The following is a 23,844-nucleotide window of genomic DNA, read 5'->3' as shown; positions in this document are numbered from 1 at the left end:
ATGATTATGTACAGAAAAAAGATGATTATACATCAATTCGTCAATATGTGAATGCACCACGTGGTCAGATTTACGATTGTAAAGGACGGGTGTTAGCCAAAACCGTGGTCAGTCATAATATTGTATATACATCGCCCAATAATATGTCGAGTGAAGATTATAAATTATATGCGAAACGTTTGGTCGAAGTATTTAAGATTGATACAGATGATTTTTCTGAAACGGATAAAAAAGAAGCCTATATTACGTGGAAATCGTTTTTATCTCCATCCAATTCCGAATATGCTGCTAATAATTTATTGACAAAATCAGAATTAAATGCGTATAAATCGGGATTATGGGGAACGAATGCTGAAACGCGCCGTCATCAGATATTGATGAAGCGAATTGGCAAAAAACAACTCAAAGAAATGTCGGATAAGCAATTAAAGATTGCAGTCATCTATCAACGCATGACCGAAAATGCTTCTACCGGACAAGAAAATGTGATCTTGGAAGATGTAAGCGATGACGATGTCGCTTACTTAGTAGAACATAAGAGTGATTTTCCCGGTTTTGATGTCGATTTTGGTGGCTGGAAACGCGAGTATCCCTATGGTGAAACGCTCTCGGATGTATTGGGAACAGTTTCTACAAGTACTCAAGGATTACCATCCGAAAATGCGAATTATTATTTGCAACGTGGTTTCCAATATAATGCAACCGTTGGAAAATCCGGTTTGGAATATGAATACAATGATGTTTTAGCGGGTCAAGCACAAGTTTCAAAGATCACGTATGATTCCAATGGCTTGGCAAAGAAAACGGTTGTACAATCTGCTGTCAAGGGGGATGATGTGTATTTATCCATTGATATTGATTTGCAGCAAAAATTAGATGAAACCGTGAAATCTGTCCTACAAGAAAAAGGTGGTTCGACCAATCGTGAGAATTTCTCAACGCTATTTATGTGTATGATGGATCCAAATTCAGGATCAGTACTGGCAATGTCGGGTTATCAGAAAGATTTGGATTCTGGGAAAATGACGTATTTTGCGTCGGGTTGTTATGCATCACTGGCCAATCCAGGTTCCAGTGTCAAAGGAGCTACGGTTTATATGGGTTTGAGTGAAGGCGCTGTGAAACCGGGCGAGATCATCGTTGACCAGACAATGAATATTGGTGGTCAGGAATTCAGTAGTTATGAAGATCATGGTCCGGTCGATGATATTCAGGCATTGGCTGTATCAAGTAACGTTTATATGTCCAACATTGCGATTCGACTCGGTGGAGATACGTATAAGGAAGGTGAATCGCTCCATATCAATGATGTCACCGGTACCTTGAACAAGATGCGATCGTATTATTCGATGTTTGGTTTAGGCAATAAGACCGGTCTGGATGTACCTGATGAAGTGAGTGGGTACATGGGTGTTGGCTTTGAACCAGGTATGCTTCTAAACTATGCGATTGGTCAGATGGATATGTATACACCCGTACAGTTGATGGAATATGTATCAACCATTGCGACAGGTGGTAAGATGTATCAGCCAAGTTTGATGAAATACATCAAAGAAGTCAATAGTGATCAAGTCATTCAAACAGGTGGAGGTGTCTTAAAGAGCACGTTACCTGAAAAGAACAAGGCGTATTTGAATCGTGTCCAACAAGGTTTCCGAGCGGTTGTTTCGGAGGGTAATGCAAGTGATGATCTACAGAATATGGATGTAGAAGTTGCTGGTAAGACTGGTACAGCCGAGGTCAATCAATGGACAACAGCCGCCTTTGTAGGGTATGCACCATATGAAAATCCAACGGTATCGTTTGCGTGTGTAGCACCAACATCAACTGTCAACTTACAAAGCCTATCGGAAAATACATGTACGTATGATGTGGTTCCTACTGTATTAGAAAAGTATTTTGAATTATATCCGGCATCATAAAAAAAGAGCACAACTTTCGGTTATGGAAGCTGTGCTTTTTTAGAGTATAGAGATAGACAAAAAGAAAGATATGCACAAAAATATTCGCTAAATTAACTTTATTTGTTGCTAGACTGTTTTAAGCAAATGTTCCATAACGATATTCATTATAGGCATCCTTCAGTGAAATTGGCAGTTCTGCATATACAAGCTCTTCCTCTTTATATGCTTTTGTTTGCCGTATATCATCAAATACATATTTGGCAACTTTATCTCTATCGATATCGTACATGGTTTTCTTTCGATACGTGATGAAATCAAGGTATTGTTGAAAATACCTTGTAGCACAACCATGGGTTCGGGCTATCAAGGATGTGATCTCTGCATCCAGTTGATTGAGATCTCCTAGATGATTGCCCAGATCTGTTGTATATCGTTTGACTCTAGGATCTGTTTTGATTTGATCAATCTCTACACCTAGATCGTTCGCAAACAAGCGAATGCATGGTTTAGAATCAGCAACGATGAGTTCAGGATCATCAAATTTGTATTTACAGTCCTTATATTTTTCAAAGGTCTCCACACCTAGACCGACGATATTCAAGAACATGTTATCCTGACTGTCTATTGCGGATACGATACAAACTTTATGATGGCTAATTCCGGAATAAGCGGATCCATTGCCACGTTTTTTACTATATCTGGGCATGTTTTCAGGCCGTGTACCTTATGCGAAAACAAGTGTGAATGCTCAAGCCAAGAAAATGTGCTTCATGTCGAAGCGCTATACCGGACAATTCATAGTCAATAAATTGGAGCCACAGATTTTCTGGTATGCGGTTATGAAACAAAAACGTATTTGTATTCATGCTGAAACTCTTATGACAATCTTTGCAAAAATACCGCTGTTTACCATTATAATTGCCATTTTTCTTAATAGAAACCGAACCACAATGAGGACAGCAAACAATGGTAATTGGTTTATCATTATCTGTAAGATTTTGTTTCAATATCGGATAAATCTCATCGTATACAGGATGAATTCTATTTTCGGGAATACTGGATATCCTATCGATCAATCTGGATCTTTGAGTCATAACAGGCACCTCAACCTTCTTTACAACTCAATCCTAGATCTAATATTGATATATATGATGTCATTTACTTATCTAGCAACATTTATGGTGAATTTAGCCAAAATATTTATCAAAAAATTAAGGTATGCTAAAATAATAGGTGAAAATAAATAAAGTACAAATTCCAACCGTAATTATATATATTTATTTTGTAAACACCTTTTCACTTCAAAGCAATAGGCAAATTAAAATAACTTTTGATGGAGGTGATCTATCCTCCGATGCAGGTCTTCTTTTGATAAAAGAATTCGCTGCAAAGATCGGCTTTACAAAGCTGATCAAAAAAAGTTTAAACCAATGATAAGTCTATCCGGTTTCACAAAGACAATGAAAACTTATTACAGATGATCTATCAGATCATCTCTGCATATTTTCAGGATGACTGTGCGGATGAACTAACTCTGGATCCTGTTTTCAATGTCATTCTTGATAAAGAAAGTCTGGCATCGCAGCCAACATTATCAAGATTTTTCAACCGTATGGATGAAGATACTCTGGTACAGTTTGATGACATTGATAAAAATCTTAGGGATATCATTTATTCCATAAAATGTCCGGAGCATGTGCTTCTGGATTTAGACAGCACTCTTTTTGGTACTTATGGCAGGCAGGAAGGAGAAGGATTCAACTTCCATTATCAGGCACATGGATATCATCCATTACTATGCTATGACGGACTGACTGGAGACCTGATAAAAAGCGGAACTCCGAGATGGAACGCTCCATTGCAGCAATGGGGCAGATAAACTTATGGAATCTATTTTTCAGGACTACCTGGAAAGGGGCATTAAAATTTATCTTCGTGGCGACAGCGGATTCTCTTCCCCAAAACTTTATGAAACCTGTGAGAGTAATGGGTGCTCCTATGCTATCCGTTTAAAACAGAATCTCGCACTCATTGCCCTGGCTTCAGATAAAGAGGAAGATTTGTACCAAGCCACTCAAAAGGATCAGATCAGCTATGCAGTAACTTATGGCGAATTTATGTATCAGGCAGGTTCATGGAAATATCCAAGACGTGTAGTTTTCAAAATTGAGAAACCATACGGACAGCTGACACACATGTACACTTTTATTGTTACAAACATGGATATGGAACCTTATCAGATCATCCAGTTTTATTGTGGCAGGGGCAAGATGGAAAACTTCATTAAGGAAAGCAAAAGTGAATTTGACTTTGCTGCTGTAAGCAGTCATTCCGAAATAGTAAATGCAAACCGTATGAGACTTCATATGCTTGCCTACAACCTATTCAATTGGTTCAGGCGACTGGTACTGCCAGCCAGTATGCGGAAGCAACAGGTGGACACCATTCGCTTAAAGCTAATAAAGATTGCTGCAAGGGCAATCCATTCAGCAAGAGCTATCACATTTAAACTGTGTAGCAGCTGTCCTTATAAAAAGGAGTTCTACAGGACATTGGCAAATATCCATCAGCTGTTTGTACAGTTGGAATAGAAACTATTAATGTACCTTGACAGTTCCAAAGTAACTTAATCAAGTTTCACAGGGGGTAGTCTGTACTTTTTGGGGATGATTCGATTGAATTCAAGGAAACTGTTTCAAGGATTTGCAGTATTGAGCATTTTTATATGCTCATGAATAATTCAGGTAAAATATTCGGAAAGGAGATAATCTTATGCTGAGTATAAAAGTTATTTGTAAGAAATTGTTGGAGGTGCATAATCATGAGTGAGTATACTATCCTTCCGTTGATCAATTCATCGTTTCAACCGGGTGAAGCGAATAAGATAGTAGCTGGTTTTGAAGACAGGGATTTTCAGGAGATTGCACGTGCTGAATATTATTATTTTACCGGACAGGCAGAAAAATGCAGTCATATAGCAGAACGTTACCTGGTGAGCCATAATATAAAACTGAAGATGTCATCCTGCCTGTTATATGTATATTCTAATATGACACTTGGCAGAGCAGTTGCTTCCAGAAAAGGGATGAGGGAGATTCAGGAATGTCTTGAAAAAGAAATGAAAAATCCTTCATCCGCTGAGAATAGGGCTATCAGTGTATTTGCGGGATATATGTCTTCTGTACTTTTACATCTTCCTGTAAATGAACTTCCGGATGTGGGGCTTTATGCAGCAACATTGCCACCTGGAATTAAGATGTTTTCTGCTTATGTAACAGCCCACATGGCATATTTAAAAGGAGAGTATGGAAGAGCACTTGGAATTTGTGAGGCGGTACTAATGTTCAGGAATGGCACATATCCTATTAGTATGATTTATCTGTATTGTATGATTGCAATGTGTCAAATGAATCTGAAATATCAGCAGAAAGCAAAAGATGCTTTGATGGTGGCATGGAATATGGCGAAAGAAGACGAATTTCTGGAACCTTTTATTGAACATCATGGTTTGCTGCAGGGACTTCTTGAGTCATGTATCCGCAAGGAAGATTCAGAACTGTATAACAAATTATCTGATAAAGTCATTGCATTTAGCAGGGGATGGATGGCAATCCACAATCCGATGTCAGAAAATTCAGTAACGGACGCATTATCCACCGTGGAATTTTCGATTGCCATGCTAGCAAGCCGTGACTGGAATAACCAGGAAATCGCCGATTATCTGGGATTTTCACCAAATACGGTTAAAACTTATCTAAGCAGGATTTATGTGAAACTGAATATAAAAAAGAGGGATGAATTAAAAAATCATATGCTGAAATAGGCAGAATATACTTTTTGGTATCGAAACGGAGATTACGTTGAAGAAGTCAATATGATAAAATTTTTATATACAGAAATCACCAACAAAATTTGATATTTATTTATAGGGGGTATTATGTTGAGATTAGATGATGAACGTAAATCTACGGTCAGCAGCATTAAGCCTGTAACGGATTATGCTAACTATAATTTGTTTCAAATGGACATAAGGTATGAATACAATTTGATTCGGATTATTAATGAGATTAGTACGTATAATCATTCGGAGCATCCAATATTGAATGACCAAATAGTAAGTGCCGCTATTTTCAGAGAAGCAATAGGAATTCCTGGAAGAATTAATTTTAATTCTTTTGGATGTACTGCTTTTAAAATGGTAGATAATAACACCGTCAGAATGGGCAGAAACTATGATTTTAAAAATGATACTTCGTGTATGCTTGTTAAGTGCCATCCAAAAGGCATGCATTCTTCTGTTGCCTTTGCAGCATTAGATAATATTCATGCAAATCATTTGGACAATAACTATGAAAAATATGCATGTTTAGCGGCTCCTTTTATTTGTTTGGATGGGATAAACAGTGCAGGAGTGTCTATAGCCGTCCTGACTCTTGATAGTGAGCCAGTATTTGAACATGATGATAATAAGTCTACGATTGCGACAACATTGGCGATTAGAGCTGTATTAGATGAAGCAGATAGTGCGGATCATGCTGTAAGAATATTAGAAAGATATAATATGTATGCCACAGGAGGGAGAGATTATCATTTCTTTATACTTGATGCAGATGGCAACTGCCGTGTTGTTGAATATATTTATGATGATGAATCTAGAAATCGAACGTTTAAATCTACATATGAAGTTAAAAGCTATGGACACAAAGAAGAATTACAGTGTGCTACGAATTTCTTTATAAACTATATAGATAAAGTTGCACCGGGAAAGAAAAATGGCATCTATGGACATGGAAAAGACAGGTATAATGCTGTGTTGGATATCATAGACAAACACAATAATAATTGTGGAAATGATGAGGTCTGGGAAGCTTTAAAAGCAAGCGCACAGCTTCCTGGAGACGATGCGACAAGTAATACACAATGGTCTGTTGTATATGAAAATATTTCTGCTCTTAATCCATTTTCTGATTTTAACGCTACTGCACAAATCGCTTTAAAAAGAGATTTTGAAACAAGTGGAGTTATGATTCGTTAAAAGGTATAAGAAAACTTTGAGGCAAGTAGAGAAGAATAGCGAACCAAACGGCATTTTGTAAAGTTTCTTGAGGGAATACTGGATATCCTATCGATCAATCTGGATCTTTGAGTCATAACAGGCACCTCAACCTTCTTTACAACTCAATCATAGATCTAATATTGATATATATGATGTCATTTACTTATCTAGCAACATTTATGGTAAATTTAGCCAAAATATTTATCAAAAAAATCAATGTATGCTAAAATAATAAGTGAAAATAAATAAAGTACAAATTCCTACCGCAATTATATATACGAAAAAGAGAAAGGAGCGATGAAAGAGAATCGGCAGGTTACGATTTCGAATTCAGATATAGAGCATCCAATGGATTGCAATAACAAATGAACTGAGAAGATATCGTTAAGTAAAATAGAAACAATAAATAAGAACACAATGAAGTGAAAAAATTGGTTGATCACATCGGCAAAAAAATAGCTGTAAATCAAAATTAAAAATGAAATTAAATCAATGAATTGTAAAAAAAATAGAATCAACCCCATATGGTGTATGCAAAATACACAATAGAAAGATATCGAAAGAAAACCAAAAATTCGAAGTGTATCCTATTTCAGATTCAGTAAAAAAGAACAGAACAATCATTCAATGAAAGAGCGCATTTTTGTATTATTTTTTGAACAACAATTTTAAGAGGGAGGACTACTGATGCAGAAAGGTATTAAAAAACTGCTCAGTGTTTTGATCGTTTTCGGTATGGTCGTTTCAACGTTCACTTCTTCCGTTACACCAACGTATGGAGAAGATATTACAGAACAACCAACAACGGAAACAACGGCAGAAACGCCATCGACCGAGGAGGCGAATCAAACAACTGAATCGAATGTTCCACAAAAGACAGATACATCTCCGTCTGAACAAACGACAACAGAACCACAGGCAACAACGGAAGTTGAGACAACCCCACAGGAAGAACCAACAACCCAAACAGCAACCAATGAAGAGGATACAAACACAACAAGCAATGAAGAAGAAAAAGTATCCTATCCCGCACAAAATTTTTCGAAGAGTGCAGGGAAAATAACGGTTCATGTCAGTGCGGTGGAAGGAATATTCCCGGAAGGCACGACAATGACAATCACGCCTGTATCGAGTACGAAAGCAACACAAATTGCGAAACAAACGATTACAGGAAATGAAAAAGTAGAAGATGCGATTGGTGTAGATATTACATTCTATGATTCTTCGGGCAAAGAAATCGAGCCAAAAGATGGACAGGGTGTACAAGTAAACATGCAATTAAATGAGAGTTTGAAGGGTAAAGATTTTACCGTTGTCCATCAAGAAGACAATGGTACCGTTCAAACCGTATCTCAGAATGCTTCCGCACAAGGCGCAACCTTTCAAGCCAATGCTTTTTCTATTTATGTCATTACGGGTATTGGAACGGAGGATGAAGATCCCGCTGTGGCGACGTATCAATTCCACGATGCCAATGGTGATGTATATTCTACTCAAAAGGTGAAAAATGGTGAGATTTTAACAGCACCAGAAACACCAGAAAAAGAAGGTAATATTTTTAAAGGATGGGCAACCAGTCAAGGTGCGAGTGAAGCCAACTTTGATATTACGAAACCGGTCACGGTTGAGAAGACTTCGACAGTTGACGTATATCCTGTCTTTTCACAAAAGTTATACGTATTCTTTACAGATAAGACAGGTCGTGTTTTCAATACCAAAGAGGGAGCACCTGGTGATGTCATTACGACTTCCGATGTTTCGGTACCATTGGGATCAGAAGAATCCGTAACTGGTTGGTATACCGATAAAGCGTTGACCAATGCAGTCAGTGAAGTAACTTTATCCGATCACAATGTGACATTATATCCCAAAATTGAAAAAGGTCATTATTTATATTTTTCAACCGGAGATAATGCTTCATATATCGAACCGGAATTTGTAGCCGCTGGAAAACAAACCCAAAAACCAAACGATCCAACGCGTCCAGGTTATACATTTAAAGGGTGGTCGACCACAGAAGGCGGATCCGTAAACTATCATTTTGGACAAACGTTGAGTGATAATCAAACGATCTATGCCGTATGGTCTGCCAATACGGATACATCTTATACAGTCATCTATTGGAAACAATCCGTCAATGATAGTAAGGATGCAACCGATAGCAGTAAGACTTATGATTACGATGATTCCGAAACACGTAAGGGCAAAACCGGAGATGTGGCTTCTCCATCCTCTTCGGATCAAAATAAGAACTATACGGGTTTCCGTTACAATGCATCAAAATCCACGTCCGTTAGTATCAATGGCGATGGAACTACTGTATTAAATGTTTATTATGATCGCATTTCAATGACAATTAATTTTCGACAACGGAATACATTGCTTTATACCTTTACCGGTTTATATGGCCAGACATTGAAACAAAATGGATATAGCTGGCCATCACCAGGATATGGATATCGATGGGTACAAGATGATAACACAACATTAACTTTCTTGGATGCATTCATCTTTGATGATCTGGACTATACCCCGGATAAAAATGGAAATCAAACATTGAATCTTACAAAGTATACGTTCACTGCATCAAATACCATTCGTCATTATAAGCAAAATATAGATGGATCGTACAACGACGCAACGGCTGATAATTCCACACAGGTAAGTAATGGAAGCTTTACGTTCACGAATAAATATACGGGATTTACGGTTTCTCAATACCGTTTAGCAGGTGGTTCATGGACAAATACCAGTGCAGGCAAATCGGTTCCCATGAACAATCGAGATCTCGAAGTGAGGTATACAAGAAATAGTTATGAATTAGCATTCTATAACTATAATGGTGTATCGAGAGAGGAATCCGTTCTGTATGAACAATCATTAAATTCGTTTGCGAACTATACACCAGCTCGTCCTTCGGGAATTCCAGATAGTTTTACTTTCCAGGGATGGTATAAAGATCCCGAAACGACACAAAAATTTGATTTCCATTCGGTGATGCCAGCAGCTGGATTGACTTTGTATGCGAAATGGGCAGCCCCAACCTATACGGCAACCATTCATACGACAATGAGTGGTGATGGAATGACAATTCCAATCGATGTCCAGTATGGAGAAAAAATTAATCCTGGTCTTTTGCCAACTGTAAAAGATGCAGATGGAAATATTCTATCGGAAGGATCTGGCACCATTATCACGATTCCAGAAAATACGGAATGGGTTGGTTGGGCAACCAAAGATGGCAACAACTATACGACCTTTAATTTGGATACCCAACTCTATAGTGATATTGTGTTGTATCCACATTATCTAAGTACGCAAAAGTATATGATCACCTATGATGCGAATGGTGGTGGCGGAAGCGTTACCGATCCTAAACAGTATGTAAATGGAACGTATGCAGACATTCAATCAGCTAAAGGCTTGACGGCACCAAATAAGAAATCATTCTTATATTGGGCAACAGACAAAAACGGATCTGGCACTACTTATTATCCAGGCGATAAAATAGAAGTGACTGGTAATATGACGTTGTATGCGATCTATGGCGATCCTGCCAAGACAACCAGTTTAACATATCATTCGAATTATCCAGATGGTGTTGAATTAACAAAAAAACAAACGATCAATAATTCGGATGAATTAGAAAACAACGTATCGTTCAAGGCCTATACCAATACAGAAGCTGGATTTGCAGTTCCAAATGGATATTACTTTGATGGCTGGAAAGATAGTAGTGGAAAATCGATCCAAGCCGGTGAAACTATTTTGGTCGACAATACCAGTGATAACGACTTGTATGCACAATGGAAAAAGAAAAAATCACTCGTGATCCAAGTCACTGGAAATGAGGCATCTCATGTCTATGATGGAAAGAGTCATTCGGCTAGTGGTTATACATTATCTTACACGGTAGATGGTAAAGCTACTTCGGATCTACCTTCTGGATTGACATTGGATGAATCGGCTGCCCAAGCAAAAGCAGCTACTGGTAAAAAAGCCGGCACGTATGCGATGGGCTTGACCGCTGGTGATTTTGAAGTAACTGGCAATGATTTGAATAAGTATTCGATTTCGATTCAAGTCAGTGATGGTCATTTGTTGGTGACAAAACGTCAGGTGACTTTAACTTCCGAAAGTGCCACAAAGAAATACGACGGTAAGGCACTCACGAAACCAGATGTGACAGTAAGTGGGGCTGGATTCGTTGATGATGAAGTTTCAAATATTAAAGCGACGGGTTCGATCACCAAAGTAGGTTCTACAACGAATACGATTACGTATACAGAAAATAGTGGTTTTGATAAAGAGAACTATACTATCCAAATCAATGAAGGTACATTGACCATCACAACGAATGAAGATGAGATCACTATTCGTGCCAATCATGCGACCAAAGTGTATGATGGTACACCTTTGAGTGATAAAGGATTTAGTGTTACTGGCTTACCAGACGGTTATACGGCAGAAGTAACCACAAGTGGTAGCATTACCGATGTGGGTGAAACCAATAATGTGATCCAAACGGTTGTGATCAAAGATAGCAATGGCAACGATGTAACCGATCAATTTAGCAACATCATTCGAAAAAATGGTGTCTTGAGCGTGACCAAACGTCAGGTTACCTTAACTTCCGAAAGTGCTAGCAAGGTCTATGATGGCAAAGCATTGACCAAACCAGATGTTACCGTAGGCGGCGATGGTTTTGTCGATGGTGAAGTGACAGATATCAAAGCGACCGGATCGATCACTGAGGTTGGTGGTGTGACCAATACGATCACGTATACGACGCAAGGTGGATTCAAGGAGACCAACTACGACATTACAAAAACCGAAGGAACGTTGGTCATTACGCATAATGCGAATGAAATTATTGTGCGTGCCAAAGATGCAACAAAGCTTTACGATGGCAAAGCATTACGTGCCGATGCCGAAGTATTAGGTTTACCAGATGGGTATACAGCTGATGTAGAAACAAGTGGAAGTATCACGGATGTCGGCGTCACGGTCAATCGAGTAACTTTGGTAAGCATCAAAAATGCTGATGGAAAAGATGTGACGAATCAATTCTCAAATATCGTTCGTGTCAATGGTACTTTGACGGTCAATAAACGAAGTGTCGTTTTATCGTCGCGCAGTGCTACAAAGACTTATGATGGTACGGCACTAACATCGCCAACTGTTACGATTTCTGGTGATGGTTTTGTCGATGGTGAAGTTTCCAATATTCGTGCAACAGGATCTATCACAAAAGTAGGTTCTACACCGAATACCATTGCTTATGATACAAGTTCAAAATTTGACGAAGACAACTACGACATCGTTAAAAACGAAGGTACATTAACGATTACACATAATAAAGATGAAATCGTGGTTACGGCACATAATGCGTCCAAGACCTATGATGGATCTGCTTTAACGAACAATACGTATGACATCGTTGGTTTACCAGATGGGTATACCGCTGAGGTTCATGTCCAAGGCAGCATTACAGATGTAGGAAAAGCCGATAATGTGATTCAAAGCGTTCTCATCAAAAAAGGTGACGAAGATGTAACAGATCAATTCGAAAATATTACTCGAATCAATGGTACCTTAACGGTCACTAAACGCACTGTCCATTTAACTTCACAAAGTCTTTCTAAAGAATATGATGGCACACCGCTATCTGCACCAACAGTCAGTGTGAGTGGTGATGGCTTTGTGGATGGTGAAGTATCCGATATCAAAGCAATTGGAACGATTACCGAAGTTGGTGGGGTACCAAATACCATTTCTTATACGGAAAATGCGGCATTTAATGCCAATAACTATGAAATCACCAAAACCGAAGGTACGTTATCGATTACGCAAAATTCTACAAGGATCTTAGTGAAAGCCAATGATGCCAAAAAGAAATATGATGGTACAGCTTTGAAGGAAAGCAGTGCAACGGTTACTGGTTTGCCAGATGGTTTTGTAGCTGAAGTGACAACGGAAGGTAGCATTACCAATGCGGGTGCAACCGACAATCTTGTAGCCTCGGTAGTGATCAAAAAAGACAACAAAGATGTTACCAATCAATTTAGTAACATTATTCAGGTAGCCGGTCTATTAACGGTATCGAAGCGCACAGTGACGTTAACTTCAGAAAGTGCAAGCAAAGTGTATGATGGTAAGGCATTGACCAAACCAAATGTTACCGTAAGTGGTGATGGTTTTGTGGATGGTGAAGTAAGCAACATTCATGCAACAGGTTCGATCACGAATGTTGGTGGTGTGACCAATTTCATCACATATACGGAAAACGATGCATTCCGATCCGGTAACTATGAAATCATCAAGAGCGAAGGTATTTTGACGGTTACGCAAAATCAAGATGAGATTACGGTTCGTGCTCGAGATGCGTCTAAGAAGTATGATGGCGCAGCATTAACCGAAAAGAACGCCGATGTATTTGGTTTGCCAGATGGCTATACCGCTGAAGTGGTTACAAGTGGCAGCATTACCGATGTAGGTAACGCCAATAACGTAGTCGCGAATGTGATCATTCGCAATGCGGATGGCAACGATGTCACCAATCAATTTGCGAATATCATCAAGATCAATGGAACGTTGACTGTCTACAAACGTACGGTGATCCTAAGTTCGGAAAGTGCAACGAAGCCATACAACGGCAAGTCATTGCGAGCACCGGATGTTACCGTGACTGGCGATGGCTTTGTGGATGGACAAGTAAGCAATATTCATGCAACCGGAAAGATCACTGAAGTAGGTAGTGTTCCAAATCCAATTGAATATACGACGCATAGTGGTTTTAAAGATTCAAACTATGAAATCATCAAGAATGAAGGGGCATTGGTCATCACGCAAAATACCGATGAGATCTTAGTTAAGGCCAATGATGCAACAAAGACCTATGATGGCACAGCTCTAGAAGAGAAGAATGCGGAAGTGACAGGTTTGCCGGATGGCTTTAGTGTCGAAGTGACAACGGAAGGTAGTATTACCAATGTAGGAACAACGGACAATACTGTACAATCTGTCGTAATCAAGTATGGTGATAAAGATGTGACGGATCAATTTGCAAATATCATCAAAGTCAATGGTACATTAACAGTTAACAAGCGTTATGTGAACTTGGCTTCCAACAGTGCTAGCAAGGCCTATGATGGCAAAGCACTCACGGATGCTGAAGTAACCATTAGTGGCGATGGTTTTGTGGATGGTGAAGTCAGTGACATCAAAGCGATTGGAACGATTACCAAAGTAGGAAGTGTAACCAATACGATCAGTTATACAACGCAGCCAAAATTTAAAGCGGATAACTATGATATTTTCAAAAATGAAGGTACATTAACGATCACGCGGAATAGTGATGAAATCGTTGTTGCGGCACATAATGGAACCAAGTTGTATGATGGTATTCCATTGACCCAAAGCGATTATGACATTACTGGATTGGGAAGCAATTACACGGCGGAAGTAAAGATCACAGGTAGCATCACCGATGTTGGCGAAGTGGCAAATGTGGTTGAATCGGTTATTATTCGCGATATTGCCGGTAATGATGTGACCGATCAATTTGAATATATCCAACGGATCAACGGTGTATTGAAAGTGAATAAACGTACTGTGAATTTGATGTCGGAATCGGCATCCAAAGAATATGATGGTACGCCATTGACGGTACCAAATGTTGCGGTGAAAGGCGATGGCTTTGTGACTGGTGAAGTATCAGACATTCAAGCAGTCGGTACGATCACAAACGTAGGTTCGGTTAAAAATGATATTACGTATACAAAGAATTCTTCCTTTAAGGCAGACAATTATGATATCACTGAATATGATGGTACATTGACGATCACGTCAAGTACGAAGGCTATTTATGTCAAAGCCAATGATGCGCAGAAGACCTATGATGGCACGGCTTTAGAAGAGAAGAATGCGACAGTCACCGGTTTACCAGCTGGCTTTACAGCGGAAGTTACAACAAGTGGTAGCATTACTGATGCAGGCGTGGCAAATAATGATGTAACATCGGTCAAAATCTTGAAAGATGGAAATGATGTCACCAATCAATTTGTCAATATCATCACTGAAGATGGAACTTTGACTGTCAATAAACGTGTTGTGAATTTGAAATCGGACAGTAAAGCCAAAAAATATGATGGCATGCCATTAACAGCACCAACCGTAACTGTAAGTGGTGATGGTTTTGTGAGTGCAGAAGCACCAACGGTTGAAGCAACCGGTACAATTACGGATGTTGGTAGTACGATCAATACGATCAAACTGACCTATACGCCAGGTTCTGGATTCAAGCAAGACAATTATGAAATCAACTTGGACGAAGGTACGTTAGCAATCACAAGTAATGAAGATGAAATCGTTATTGCTGCACACAATGCAACAAAGGTATACGATGGCACACCTTTAACACAGAGTGGTTATGATTATGTTGGATTACCAACTGGCTTTACCATGGAAGTAACGACAAGTGGCAGTATCACAAATGTGGGAACAGCCGAAAATGTCATTGCGAAAGTGGTCATTCGAAATAGTGATGGTAAAGATGTGACGAATCAATTTGCTCATATTACGAAAGTGTCGGGTACGTTGACCGTGACAAAACGAAGCGTGAACCTAAGCTCTTCGAGTGCATCGAAAGAATATGATGGTACGCCATTAACCGCAAGTACGGTTACCGTATCTGGTGATGGCTTTGTCGATGGTGAAGTAAGCAATCTAGAAGCGATTGGATCTATCACAAAAGTTGGCAGTACCCCAAATGCGATTGAGTATACGGCCCATGCTGGATTTAATGCAGGTAATTACGAAATCGTTAAAAACGAAGGTACATTAAAGATCACACCGAATACGCAGTCGATCACGGTAAAAGCAGGAAATGCGACACGCGAATACAATGGTGTTGCCTTAGTCTATGACAGGTATTCCGTGACGGGATTGCCAGAAGGTTTCACTATCGAAACGAGTGTGAGTGGTCAACAAACGAATGTTGGTAGTACGGATAATGTAGTGGGTGATGTCGTTATCAAGAAAGGCGATGAAGATGTCACAAATCAGTTTGCACAAATCAAAAAAGTGAATGGTAAATTAACCGTTACGAAACGTGTTGTCAACTTAAGTTCTTCGAGTGCATCGAAAGAATATGATGGCCAAGCCTTAACAGCACCAACTGTTGCCATCACAGGCGATGGATTCCTGGATACGGAAGTTTCCAATGTACGTGCAACCGGTACGATCACGAAAGTCGGTACAGAAAAGAATACGATTGCGTATGATACAAATACTCGTTTCAATGAAACCAATTATGAAATTAACAAGACGGAAGGTACATTAGAAATTGTTCCAAATACGGATGTTATTACCGTAAAAGCAAAGAGCATGGAGAAGATGTACGATGGCACTACATTGAGCGATGTGGGTGCAGATGTATCCGGTTTACCAGAAGGATTTAGTGCAGATGTCCAAACGAGTGGCAGTATCAAGAATGTAGGTACGAAAGAAAACAAGATCACATCCGTCAAGATCATGAAAGATAATGAGGATGTAACATCGCAGTTTGCCAATATCGTACAGATTGATGGAACATTAACGATTAATCCTCGAACTGTTCATTTGCGTTCGGAAAGTGCAGATAAGATTTATGATGGAACCCCATTAGTTGCATCAAAAGTCACGATCACAGGCGATGGCTTTGTGGAAGGTGAGGTATCGGATATCGAAGCTACCGGTTTTATCAAGAAAGTGGGTTCTGTCAAGAATGCGATTACCTATAAAACCAATGCGACTTTTAACGAAGTAAATTATGTGATTACAAAAGATGAAGGTACTTTGACCATTACGCAAAGTGAATTAGAAATCGTAGTCAATGCACGAAGCGTAACGAAACGATATGATGGTACTCCATTGACCGAAAGCAATGCAGATGTATTGGGATTGCCAAAGGGATACACAGCTGAAGTCAAGACAAAAGGCACGATCACCAACGTTGGCACAGTGGATAATATCGTTGAATCTGTAGTGATTAAAGATGCAGATCAAGACGATGTAACTGATCAATTCAAGTCCATCCAGAAAAATCCAGGTACATTGACGATCATCAAACGTAAGGTGAATGTAGTATCTGCATCGGGAACAAAAGAATACGATGGTACTCCATTAACAGCACCAAGTGTTCGTGTGAGTGGTGATGGCTTTGTCGATGGTGAAATCAGTGATCTGAAAGCAACTGGAACCATCACAAAAGTGGGTACAGTGAAGAATACCATTGCCTACACTGAAAACAAAGAAACATTTAAGGCAAGCAACTATGCTATCACCTATACGGAAGGTCAATTAACCATTACACCAAATACCAAGATGATTCATGTGCAAGCCAAAGATGCAGAAAAGACATATGATGGTACGTCGTTGAATGAAGATGGTTATGTTGTTACGGGATTGCCAGATGGCTTTAGTGCAACAGCTACGACAACGGGTGAAATCACGGATGCTGGCAAAGCATCGAACTTAGTTTCATCGGTTAAAATTCTAAAAGGTGACGAAGATGTGACCGATCAATTTGCGAATATTCATAAAGTAGATGGAACTTTAACGGTGAACAAACGGAAAGTGAACTTGCAATCGGCGAGTGCAAGCAAAGTGTATGATGGTAAAGCATTAACGAGTCCGGCAGTTACAGTTTCTGGCGATACCTTTGTCGATGGTGAAGTGACAGAATTAAAGGCCAATGGATCGCAGTTGTATGTAGGTGAATCGAAAAATGAAATTAGCTACAAGAAAGGAAAGAACTTTAAAGATGATAACTATATTGTCACCTTAGAGGAAGGAACTTTAACAGTTACTGATGAAAATGTTCCAACGGATCTTGTAGTCACAAAGAAACATGATTCGAAGACCTATCAAGCTGGTGATACGATCCACTTTACGATTGAAGTAACCAATATTTATGATAAGCCACAAACCATTACGATCGTTGAACAAGATGATGTTCAGATCACGGGTGAAAATGTATTTACCAATGTAGCACCAGGTGAAACCGTTACGACAACAGCGACTCACGTTGTGAGTGATGAGGATGTAAATGCCAAAGAATATACCAATATCGTAACGGCAAAATTCGAAGATGGTAAGGACTATGAAGGTCAAGATAAAGAAGATCAATTTGGTCGCTTAGAGATTTCAAAGACGGTTACGAGTACACCGAAAGAGGGTAATCTATATAAAAATGGTGAAACTATTTCGTATCGAATCACCGTCAAGAATACAGGTAATACTGTTGCCAAGAATGTTCAGGTTCATGATGACTTAACTGGATTGAAGGAAACATTGAATGAACTGGCTGCTGGTGAAGAAAAATCTTTTGATACTACCTATGTGGTTACGGATCAGGATGCCAAAGCAGGTAAAGTAAGCAATGTTGCGACCGTTTCAGCAGACAATCTAGATCCAGTGGAAGATAAAGTGGATACGCCAGTAGAAACTTCTAACCCAAGTTTATTGGTTGAAAAGACTTCCGATAAGGATAGCCCTGCAAAACTAGGTGAAACGATTCACTACACAGTGAAAGTAACCAATACGGGTAATGTAACGATCAAGAATGTAACCGTTGATGATGAATTAACGGATGATCATTGGGATGTTGGCACATTAAAACCAGGTGAATCACAGTCGTTCGATACCCAATACAAGGTAACAGAAGCAGATGTAGCGAAAGGCAAAGTTGTCAATGTGGCTACGGCCGATGGCGAAGATTCAACAGGCGACAAACCAGATGTGACTCCAGGTGAAGTAACGAATGAAACAGAAAAGAGTCAGCCGCATCTGACCTTAACGAAGACAACAACAAGCACACCACAAAATAAAGACGGTTATACGAAGGGTGAAACAATCACATACCGTATTAAAGCCGAAAATGATGGTAATGTTGAGTTGCGTGATATTAAGGTAGAAGATCCTCTCACAAAGGATACTTGGTCGATTGAATCCTTACAACCAGGTGAATCTAAGACATGGACAACAAGTTATATCGTAACAGAAGCGGATCAAGTAAAAGGTTCGGTTGTGAATGATGTAACCGCAAGTGCAAAAACATCGACCGGCGATGACCCAGTCATCGTTCCAGGACATACATCCGATAAGATCTTGACACCTAAAAAAGTCAATAAGGAAAATACAAATACTGGTGTTGAGTCCTTTGGTGGTACGTATGCTGCAGCGATGTTAGCGGCTGCAGGATTATTGCTGAGTCTAAAACGAAGAAGAAAAGACGATGAATGATCATTGTTTTGATTCAAATGAAAAAGTGGGGTGACCCACTTTTTCAATGTATGTTGAATTGTTCTTGCACTATGGGTGCAATTTTGATACAATTTTATCGTTAACGTGGAAAGGTGTGAGACGAATGAGAGATCGTATTACTTTTAAATGTTCTGTATGTGGAGAAGAAAACTACATTGGTACTCGTAATAAAAAGAAACATCCTGATCGCATGACAATTAAGAAGTATTGTCCAAAATGTAATAAAATGACTGATCATAAGGAGAAAAGATAAAAAAGACCGATTTCGGTCTTTTTTATATATGTGATAGATATGAAAGTAATTACACGTATGTTAGGGCCCATTGATACCAACTGTTATGTTGTGATCAATGAAGGCCATGCTTTAGTTATTGATCCAGGTGGACCTTTTGATGAATTGGATTCAATCTTAAAAACGGAAAATGCAGGATTGGATGCAATCGTATTGACACATGCCCATTTTGATCATATTGGTGGTATTCCTAGCATTTTAGAAAAACATCCAGTACCTGTCTATGTCCACTCCAGTGAATTTGATTTTTTTGAGGATGACAAATTGAATGTGTCTTCTTATTTTGGTAGACCCTTTCGATGCACGATTTCACCAACGGCACTTACATTGCCAAAATGTAAGATTGGCTCTTTTGAATTGGAAGTTCTCCATACACCAGGACATACTAGAGGATCTTGTGTTTTTTTGATTGATCAATATATGTTCTCAGGGGATACCCTTTTCATGGGATCTTGTGGAAGAGTTGATATGCCAACAGGTTCTTATTCACAAATGAATGAATCGCTTCATCGTTTAAAAAAATTGTATATCAACTATATTGTTTATCCAGGTCATGGCCCAGCTTCTACACTTGAACATGAAAAACAATGGAATTCTTTTATGGAATGATTGGAAGTACACATTTTGTACTTCTTTTTTTTATGGCCGTATAAGAGTACATGGAAGAACTATTAGATGCATTGATCCAACTAGCACTGAATAAAAAAGCAAGCGATATTCATTTTACCTGTAGTCATGGTCAACTGCATATTCAATTGCGCACCATGCAAGGATTGATAGATATCAATCAAAACGTATGGAAACCTGCTTTTTTTGAATTTTTGAAATTCCATGCCCGTTTTGATTTGACCAATCCATGGATACCACAAAGCGGACAATTTGTGTATCACGATATCTTTTGTCGATTTAGTGTCATCTATAACCAAGATATCCAAACTGGTGTCTTACGTTTGCTTCATACCCAACTCGATATGAAAATTGAAGATTTGACCTTAGATCCTGCACAACGACAATTCTTACATCAATTGACGACCATACGTCAAGGTCTAGTTTTATGTGTGGGTCCAACCAATTCAGGAAAGACCACTACCTTACATGCCATCTTACATGAAATTGCTTTAAAGAAACGTTATAAAGTCGTGAGTTTAGAGGATCCGATCGAAATTGAAGACCCCTCTTATCTGCAATTGGAGATCAATCCCTCACAAGGCTTTACTTATGAGTGCGGTATTGAAGAATTATTACGACATGACCCCGATGTGATTTTAATCGGTGAAACGCGTAATAGCTATACTGCTAAGATGGTGATACGTGCCGCTTTGACTGGTCATATGGTTTTTACGACCGTACATGCTAAAAATGGCAAGGAAAGTATTTCTCGTATGTTGGATTTTGGCATCGCGAAATATGAGCTAAAGACAACACTAACGGCAATCTTAGCTCAGCGATTATACATGTCTTCTATGTCTTCAAAACAATGTATTTATGAATTATTAACGGGAAAGGAATTGAGCTATGTCTTGGAAAAAGATGCTTATTCATCAACGCATATCACATTGGATCAAGCCATTCGAAAAGCTCTTATTCAAGGAGATATCACTGACAAACAAGCCGAATTGGACATACAAGATCTCAAAGGATGAAATGAAACAATTTGCGTTATTGAATCAACATGGATTGGATACAGCCACCATGGTTGAATTGAGCTTTAAGGAGCATAAAAAAATATTGGCTGGTTTGGCACAAGGGAAATCACTAGTCGATCTGTTATGTATGAATGCCAATGATCCTTATTTTCAAACCTTGCATATTTTATGTCAGTCCCTTTCATTTGATAAAGCCATCCAATGTGCGGATGCTTTAGATACTGTCCAATCTGAATTAAAGACCAAAGTCTTACGCGCACTGGCCTATCCGACATTTCTCTTCCTATTTTCCTATGGACTCATTCTCTTCTTTTCAAGAACGATCATACCGTCTTTATTGACTTATGGTTCCTCCTCTACATCCATGGGATTGGTCCGTGCGCTTCAGATTGGCTATACGATCGTGTTTTTCTTACTGCTGCTACTGATTTTTGGCTTTGTTTGTCGACATTGGATCCCATTTATACAGAAAAAAATGGATATGTTGCCTTTATTTTCTTCGATCGATCATTATTCGTTTTCATTGATTTGGACGGCTTTATTAGAAAATGGTTGTTCGACCCAATCTTGTATTCAAATGATGACAAAAATGAAAACAACCAAGATCATGGCGATGCACATCCAATCGGGATTGGAAATGGGGTTGTCTTTATGGGATGCCCTTCATAATGAATTTGGTAAAGATCCGTTATTTATGCGTTGTATTCAATTGGGTATGCATAGTTCCAATTTGTTGCATATCTTGCCTATTTATCAATCTCGTGTTTTGTATGAAATTCAAACCCGTATCAAAAAATATATTTTGTTTGTACAATTGTTTGCCTATACAAGCGTCGCCATCTTGGTGTTGGTTTTCTATCAAGTCTTATTGTTACCTTTAAATTTATTACAAACTTTCTAGGAGGATTCATGAAAGAGAAAAATGCTTTTACTGTTTTAGAGATGATGATCGTCATGTTGATCGTTGCGGTTTTATTATTGATCACCTTACCCAATATCCAACAAAAAGAAAAAATCATTCGTGCTAAAGGTTGCAGCGCTTTATTGGATATCGTGAATTCGCAAATATTATTGTATGAAATCGATCATGATAAAACACCGTCTTCCGTATCTGAATTAATTTCGGGTGGTTATCTAAAAAAAGGGCAAGATACATGTCCCAATGGTAAACAGGTGGTGATCGTAAATGGAGATGCGAAAACCCAGTAATGGTTTTACCATGATCCAAACCTTATTTGTATTGATGATCATTTGCATCTTGGCAATACAAGTACGACCGTATCGACCAAATATTCGCTTATTCATGAAGCAAATCTTGGATCAAAGCATCGTGATGCAAGAAAAAGCAATGGTTGAAAAAAGAGATGTAATGGTTGTTTGGTCATCCCATTCGGTTTCTTTAGATGGTCACACTATTTCTTATCCTTCTGGCATTACTTGTGATGCGGCCACCTATCACTATAATGCGAAAGGGAATATCTCATCCGCCTTGACCATTACTTGTCACCAAGGGAAAAAATCCAATCGTCTGATTTTTCAACTGGGATCTGGACGTGGTCGACTTGAATAAGAATGGGTTTACATTGGCGGAAGCTCTATTGGCTTTTTTCATTGTATCCATATGTGTATTATTGGTTGTTATGATGGCAGGTTTGGTTAAGTCGAATGCAGAAAGCAGAATCAATCATGAAATCGAAACAAAATGGTTTTACACTGATTGAAACATTATTGTCTTTATATGTTTCTTTATTGGTCAGTATGCTGGCATTGCTTCTAATCGTCAGTGTCTATCATATCTATACTTCTCGGTATATGATCCAGGTGGAACTGGCCATCCTGCAATTACGACAACGCTGCGCATTAGCCACTTGTCATGTACAAGAAGGTGTTTTGATCTTGGATATCAATCATGAAGCGTATCAAATACGTTATGACAAACATCGTTTGGTCAAACAACCAGGGTATGAAATATGGATGGAGAATATTGATGGGGCTATATTTTATAAAGAAAATAAAGGAATTTATCTTACCATTGATCATCAAGGAACAAAACAGACCTATCAAATCTATGAATGGGTATAGTACTTGGATTGCTTTGGTTTGTTTCGCTTTGGTGATGCAAATATTGAGTATATTATCCATTGAGACATTACAACAAGTGGCATTGGTTCAATGTGCCAAACAAAATGTGATTGATTTATCTTGTATGTCTCATGCAAAGGAGATCATTCGACAAAATCAAATGGCAATTCGTTGTGGAACACCTCATCCTATTAAAACCAAGACGGTTACGATCGATGGAATCCCTATTCAATGGAATGATCACAAGACGTATGTAGAATGTACGTATCCAAAAGCCAATCGTATCGTGACCATGAAGATCTATTATGATGCGAAAGCAATCCTTTCGATGGATATTGACTCTGTTTTAAAAAAAAGGTAAAATCGAAGCATAGGCGAAGAGTTAGAGTAGTAAAGGTATCATTTGTTCGTAGAGACTTGATGGTTGGTGAAAATCAAGAAGAAATGGCCTTGAACTTGCTAAGGAGCCGATAAGTAATGTTATCCGTTCTCTTGCGTTAAAAGAGTTGAGTGATCAAATTTTTTATTTGATAACTAAGGTGGTACCGCGTTTCCAAC

At 38.8% G+C, this 23,844-nt stretch carries 15 protein-coding genes, 1 pseudogene and 1 other annotated feature (1 of these 17 running past the window's edge); of the genes and pseudogenes, 15 read left to right on the top strand and 1 reads right to left on the bottom strand.

The annotated features are described in order from the left end of the window. The coding region (locus SOS22_RS02160; protein ID WP_320596201.1) for a penicillin-binding protein 2 at nucleotides 1-1,922 on the top strand (1,922 nt) is incomplete at its 5' end. 118 nt (nucleotides 1,923-2,040) lie between these two features. On the opposite strand, the gene SOS22_RS02155 is transcribed toward SOS22_RS02160, so the two are convergent. Then, nucleotides 2,041-2,610, bottom strand: coding sequence for a hypothetical protein (locus SOS22_RS02155; protein WP_320596200.1), 570 nt, complete (start codon nucleotides 2,608-2,610; stop codon nucleotides 2,041-2,043). Nucleotides 2,611-3,179: 569 nt separating this feature from the next. Here SOS22_RS02155 and SOS22_RS10870 point away from each other — a divergent pair. From SOS22_RS10870 to SOS22_RS02095, 14 genes and pseudogenes are all read left to right on the top strand, one after another. Beyond that, nucleotides 3,180-3,761: pseudogene (locus SOS22_RS10870) on the top strand (transposase); the annotation flags it as partial. Between the two features lie 35 nt (nucleotides 3,762-3,796). Next, entirely contained in the window at nucleotides 3,797-4,495 is a 699-nt protein-coding gene (locus SOS22_RS10865) for an IS1380 family transposase (protein WP_414144406.1), read from the top strand. A gap of 230 nt (nucleotides 4,496-4,725) precedes the next feature. Continuing rightward, a complete protein-coding gene (locus tag SOS22_RS02145) occupies nucleotides 4,726-5,727 on the top strand; it encodes a response regulator transcription factor (protein ID WP_277634184.1) in 1,002 nt (333 codons plus the stop codon). Between the two features lie 114 nt (nucleotides 5,728-5,841). Continuing rightward, on the top strand, nucleotides 5,842-6,939 hold the full coding sequence (locus SOS22_RS02140; RefSeq protein ID WP_320596199.1) for a carcinine hydrolase/isopenicillin-N N-acyltransferase family protein: 1,098 nt from the start codon (nucleotides 5,842-5,844) through the stop codon (nucleotides 6,937-6,939). A gap of 708 nt (nucleotides 6,940-7,647) precedes the next feature. Beyond that, nucleotides 7,648-19,245 (top strand): InlB B-repeat-containing protein, encoded by an 11,598-nt coding sequence (locus SOS22_RS02135; RefSeq protein WP_320596198.1) that lies wholly within the window; start codon nucleotides 7,648-7,650, stop codon nucleotides 19,243-19,245. Nucleotides 19,246-19,369: 124 nt separating this feature from the next. Then, nucleotides 19,370-19,519 carry a 50S ribosomal protein L33 gene (gene rpmG / locus SOS22_RS02130; protein WP_320596197.1) on the top strand — a complete coding sequence of 50 codons (150 nt, stop codon included), beginning with the start codon at nucleotides 19,370-19,372 and terminating at the stop codon, nucleotides 19,517-19,519. Nucleotides 19,520-19,558: 39 nt separating this feature from the next. Continuing rightward, on the top strand, nucleotides 19,559-20,167 hold the full coding sequence (locus SOS22_RS02125) for an MBL fold metallo-hydrolase (RefSeq protein WP_320596196.1): 609 nt from the start codon (nucleotides 19,559-19,561) through the stop codon (nucleotides 20,165-20,167). 50 nt (nucleotides 20,168-20,217) lie between these two features. Further along, the gene (locus SOS22_RS02120; RefSeq protein ID WP_320596195.1) at nucleotides 20,218-21,201 is read left to right on the top strand and encodes an ATPase, T2SS/T4P/T4SS family; all 984 of its coding nucleotides are present in this window, start codon (nucleotides 20,218-20,220) and stop codon (nucleotides 21,199-21,201) included. Between the two features lies 1 nt (nucleotide 21,202). After that, entirely contained in the window at nucleotides 21,203-22,105 is a 903-nt protein-coding gene (locus tag SOS22_RS02115; protein ID WP_320596194.1) for a type II secretion system F family protein, read from the top strand. Nucleotides 22,106-22,113: 8 nt separating this feature from the next. Continuing rightward, nucleotides 22,114-22,413, top strand: a complete 300-nt coding sequence (comGC, locus tag SOS22_RS02110; RefSeq protein WP_320596193.1) for a competence type IV pilus major pilin ComGC — start codon at nucleotides 22,114-22,116, stop codon at nucleotides 22,411-22,413. Next, complete coding sequence (locus tag SOS22_RS02105) at nucleotides 22,391-22,774, top strand: type II secretion system protein (protein ID WP_320596192.1); 384 nt, start codon at nucleotides 22,391-22,393, stop codon at nucleotides 22,772-22,774. The genes comGC and SOS22_RS02105 overlap by 23 nt, the downstream gene beginning before the upstream one ends. Further along, nucleotides 22,758-22,925, top strand: coding sequence for a prepilin-type N-terminal cleavage/methylation domain-containing protein (locus tag SOS22_RS10860; protein ID WP_414144405.1), 168 nt, complete (start codon nucleotides 22,758-22,760; stop codon nucleotides 22,923-22,925). The genes SOS22_RS02105 and SOS22_RS10860 overlap by 17 nt, the downstream gene beginning before the upstream one ends. Beyond that, nucleotides 22,891-23,286: a hypothetical protein gene (locus tag SOS22_RS02100; RefSeq protein ID WP_320596191.1), complete on the top strand. Its 396-nt coding sequence runs from the start codon at nucleotides 22,891-22,893 to the stop codon at nucleotides 23,284-23,286. Before SOS22_RS10860 ends, SOS22_RS02100 begins: the two co-directional genes overlap by 35 nt. After that, complete coding sequence (locus SOS22_RS02095; RefSeq protein WP_320596190.1) at nucleotides 23,273-23,647, top strand: hypothetical protein; 375 nt, start codon at nucleotides 23,273-23,275, stop codon at nucleotides 23,645-23,647. The genes SOS22_RS02100 and SOS22_RS02095 overlap by 14 nt, the downstream gene beginning before the upstream one ends. Before the next feature lie 7 nt (nucleotides 23,648-23,654). Next, nucleotides 23,655-23,844, top strand: a binding site (T-box leader) (it continues 9 nt past the right edge of the window).

Source organism: Absicoccus sp., from assembly GCF_034090965.1.
GTDB lineage: Bacteria > Bacillota_I > Bacilli_A > Erysipelotrichales > Erysipelotrichaceae > Absicoccus > Absicoccus intestinalis.
The sequence above is the reverse complement of the archived record's forward strand: the minus strand, read 5'-3'. Positions and strand labels throughout refer to the sequence as shown.

What these genes read in the sequence shown, in the direction of transcription:
- SOS22_RS02155 (WP_320596200.1), bottom strand. Translation starts at nt 2,610, where the DNA reads ATGCCCAGATATAGTAAAAAACGTGGCAATGGATCCGCTTATTCCGGA.
- SOS22_RS02145 (WP_277634184.1), top strand. Translation starts at nt 4,726, where the DNA reads ATGAGTGAGTATACTATCCTTCCGTTGATCAATTCATCGTTTCAACCG.
- SOS22_RS02140 (WP_320596199.1), top strand. Translation starts at nt 5,842, where the DNA reads ATGTTGAGATTAGATGATGAACGTAAATCTACGGTCAGCAGCATTAAG.
- SOS22_RS02135 (WP_320596198.1), top strand. Translation starts at nt 7,648, where the DNA reads ATGCAGAAAGGTATTAAAAAACTGCTCAGTGTTTTGATCGTTTTCGGT.
- rpmG (WP_320596197.1), top strand. Translation starts at nt 19,370, where the DNA reads ATGAGAGATCGTATTACTTTTAAATGTTCTGTATGTGGAGAAGAAAAC.
- SOS22_RS02125 (WP_320596196.1), top strand. Translation starts at nt 19,559, where the DNA reads ATGAAAGTAATTACACGTATGTTAGGGCCCATTGATACCAACTGTTAT.
- SOS22_RS02120 (WP_320596195.1), top strand. Translation starts at nt 20,218, where the DNA reads ATGGAAGAACTATTAGATGCATTGATCCAACTAGCACTGAATAAAAAA.
- SOS22_RS02115 (WP_320596194.1), top strand. Translation starts at nt 21,203, where the DNA reads ATGAAACAATTTGCGTTATTGAATCAACATGGATTGGATACAGCCACC.
- comGC (WP_320596193.1), top strand. Translation starts at nt 22,114, where the DNA reads ATGAAAGAGAAAAATGCTTTTACTGTTTTAGAGATGATGATCGTCATG.
- SOS22_RS02105 (WP_320596192.1), top strand. Translation starts at nt 22,391, where the DNA reads ATGGAGATGCGAAAACCCAGTAATGGTTTTACCATGATCCAAACCTTA.
- SOS22_RS02100 (WP_320596191.1), top strand. Translation starts at nt 22,891, where the DNA reads ATGAAATCGAAACAAAATGGTTTTACACTGATTGAAACATTATTGTCT.
- SOS22_RS02095 (WP_320596190.1), top strand. Translation starts at nt 23,273, where the DNA reads ATGAATGGGTATAGTACTTGGATTGCTTTGGTTTGTTTCGCTTTGGTG.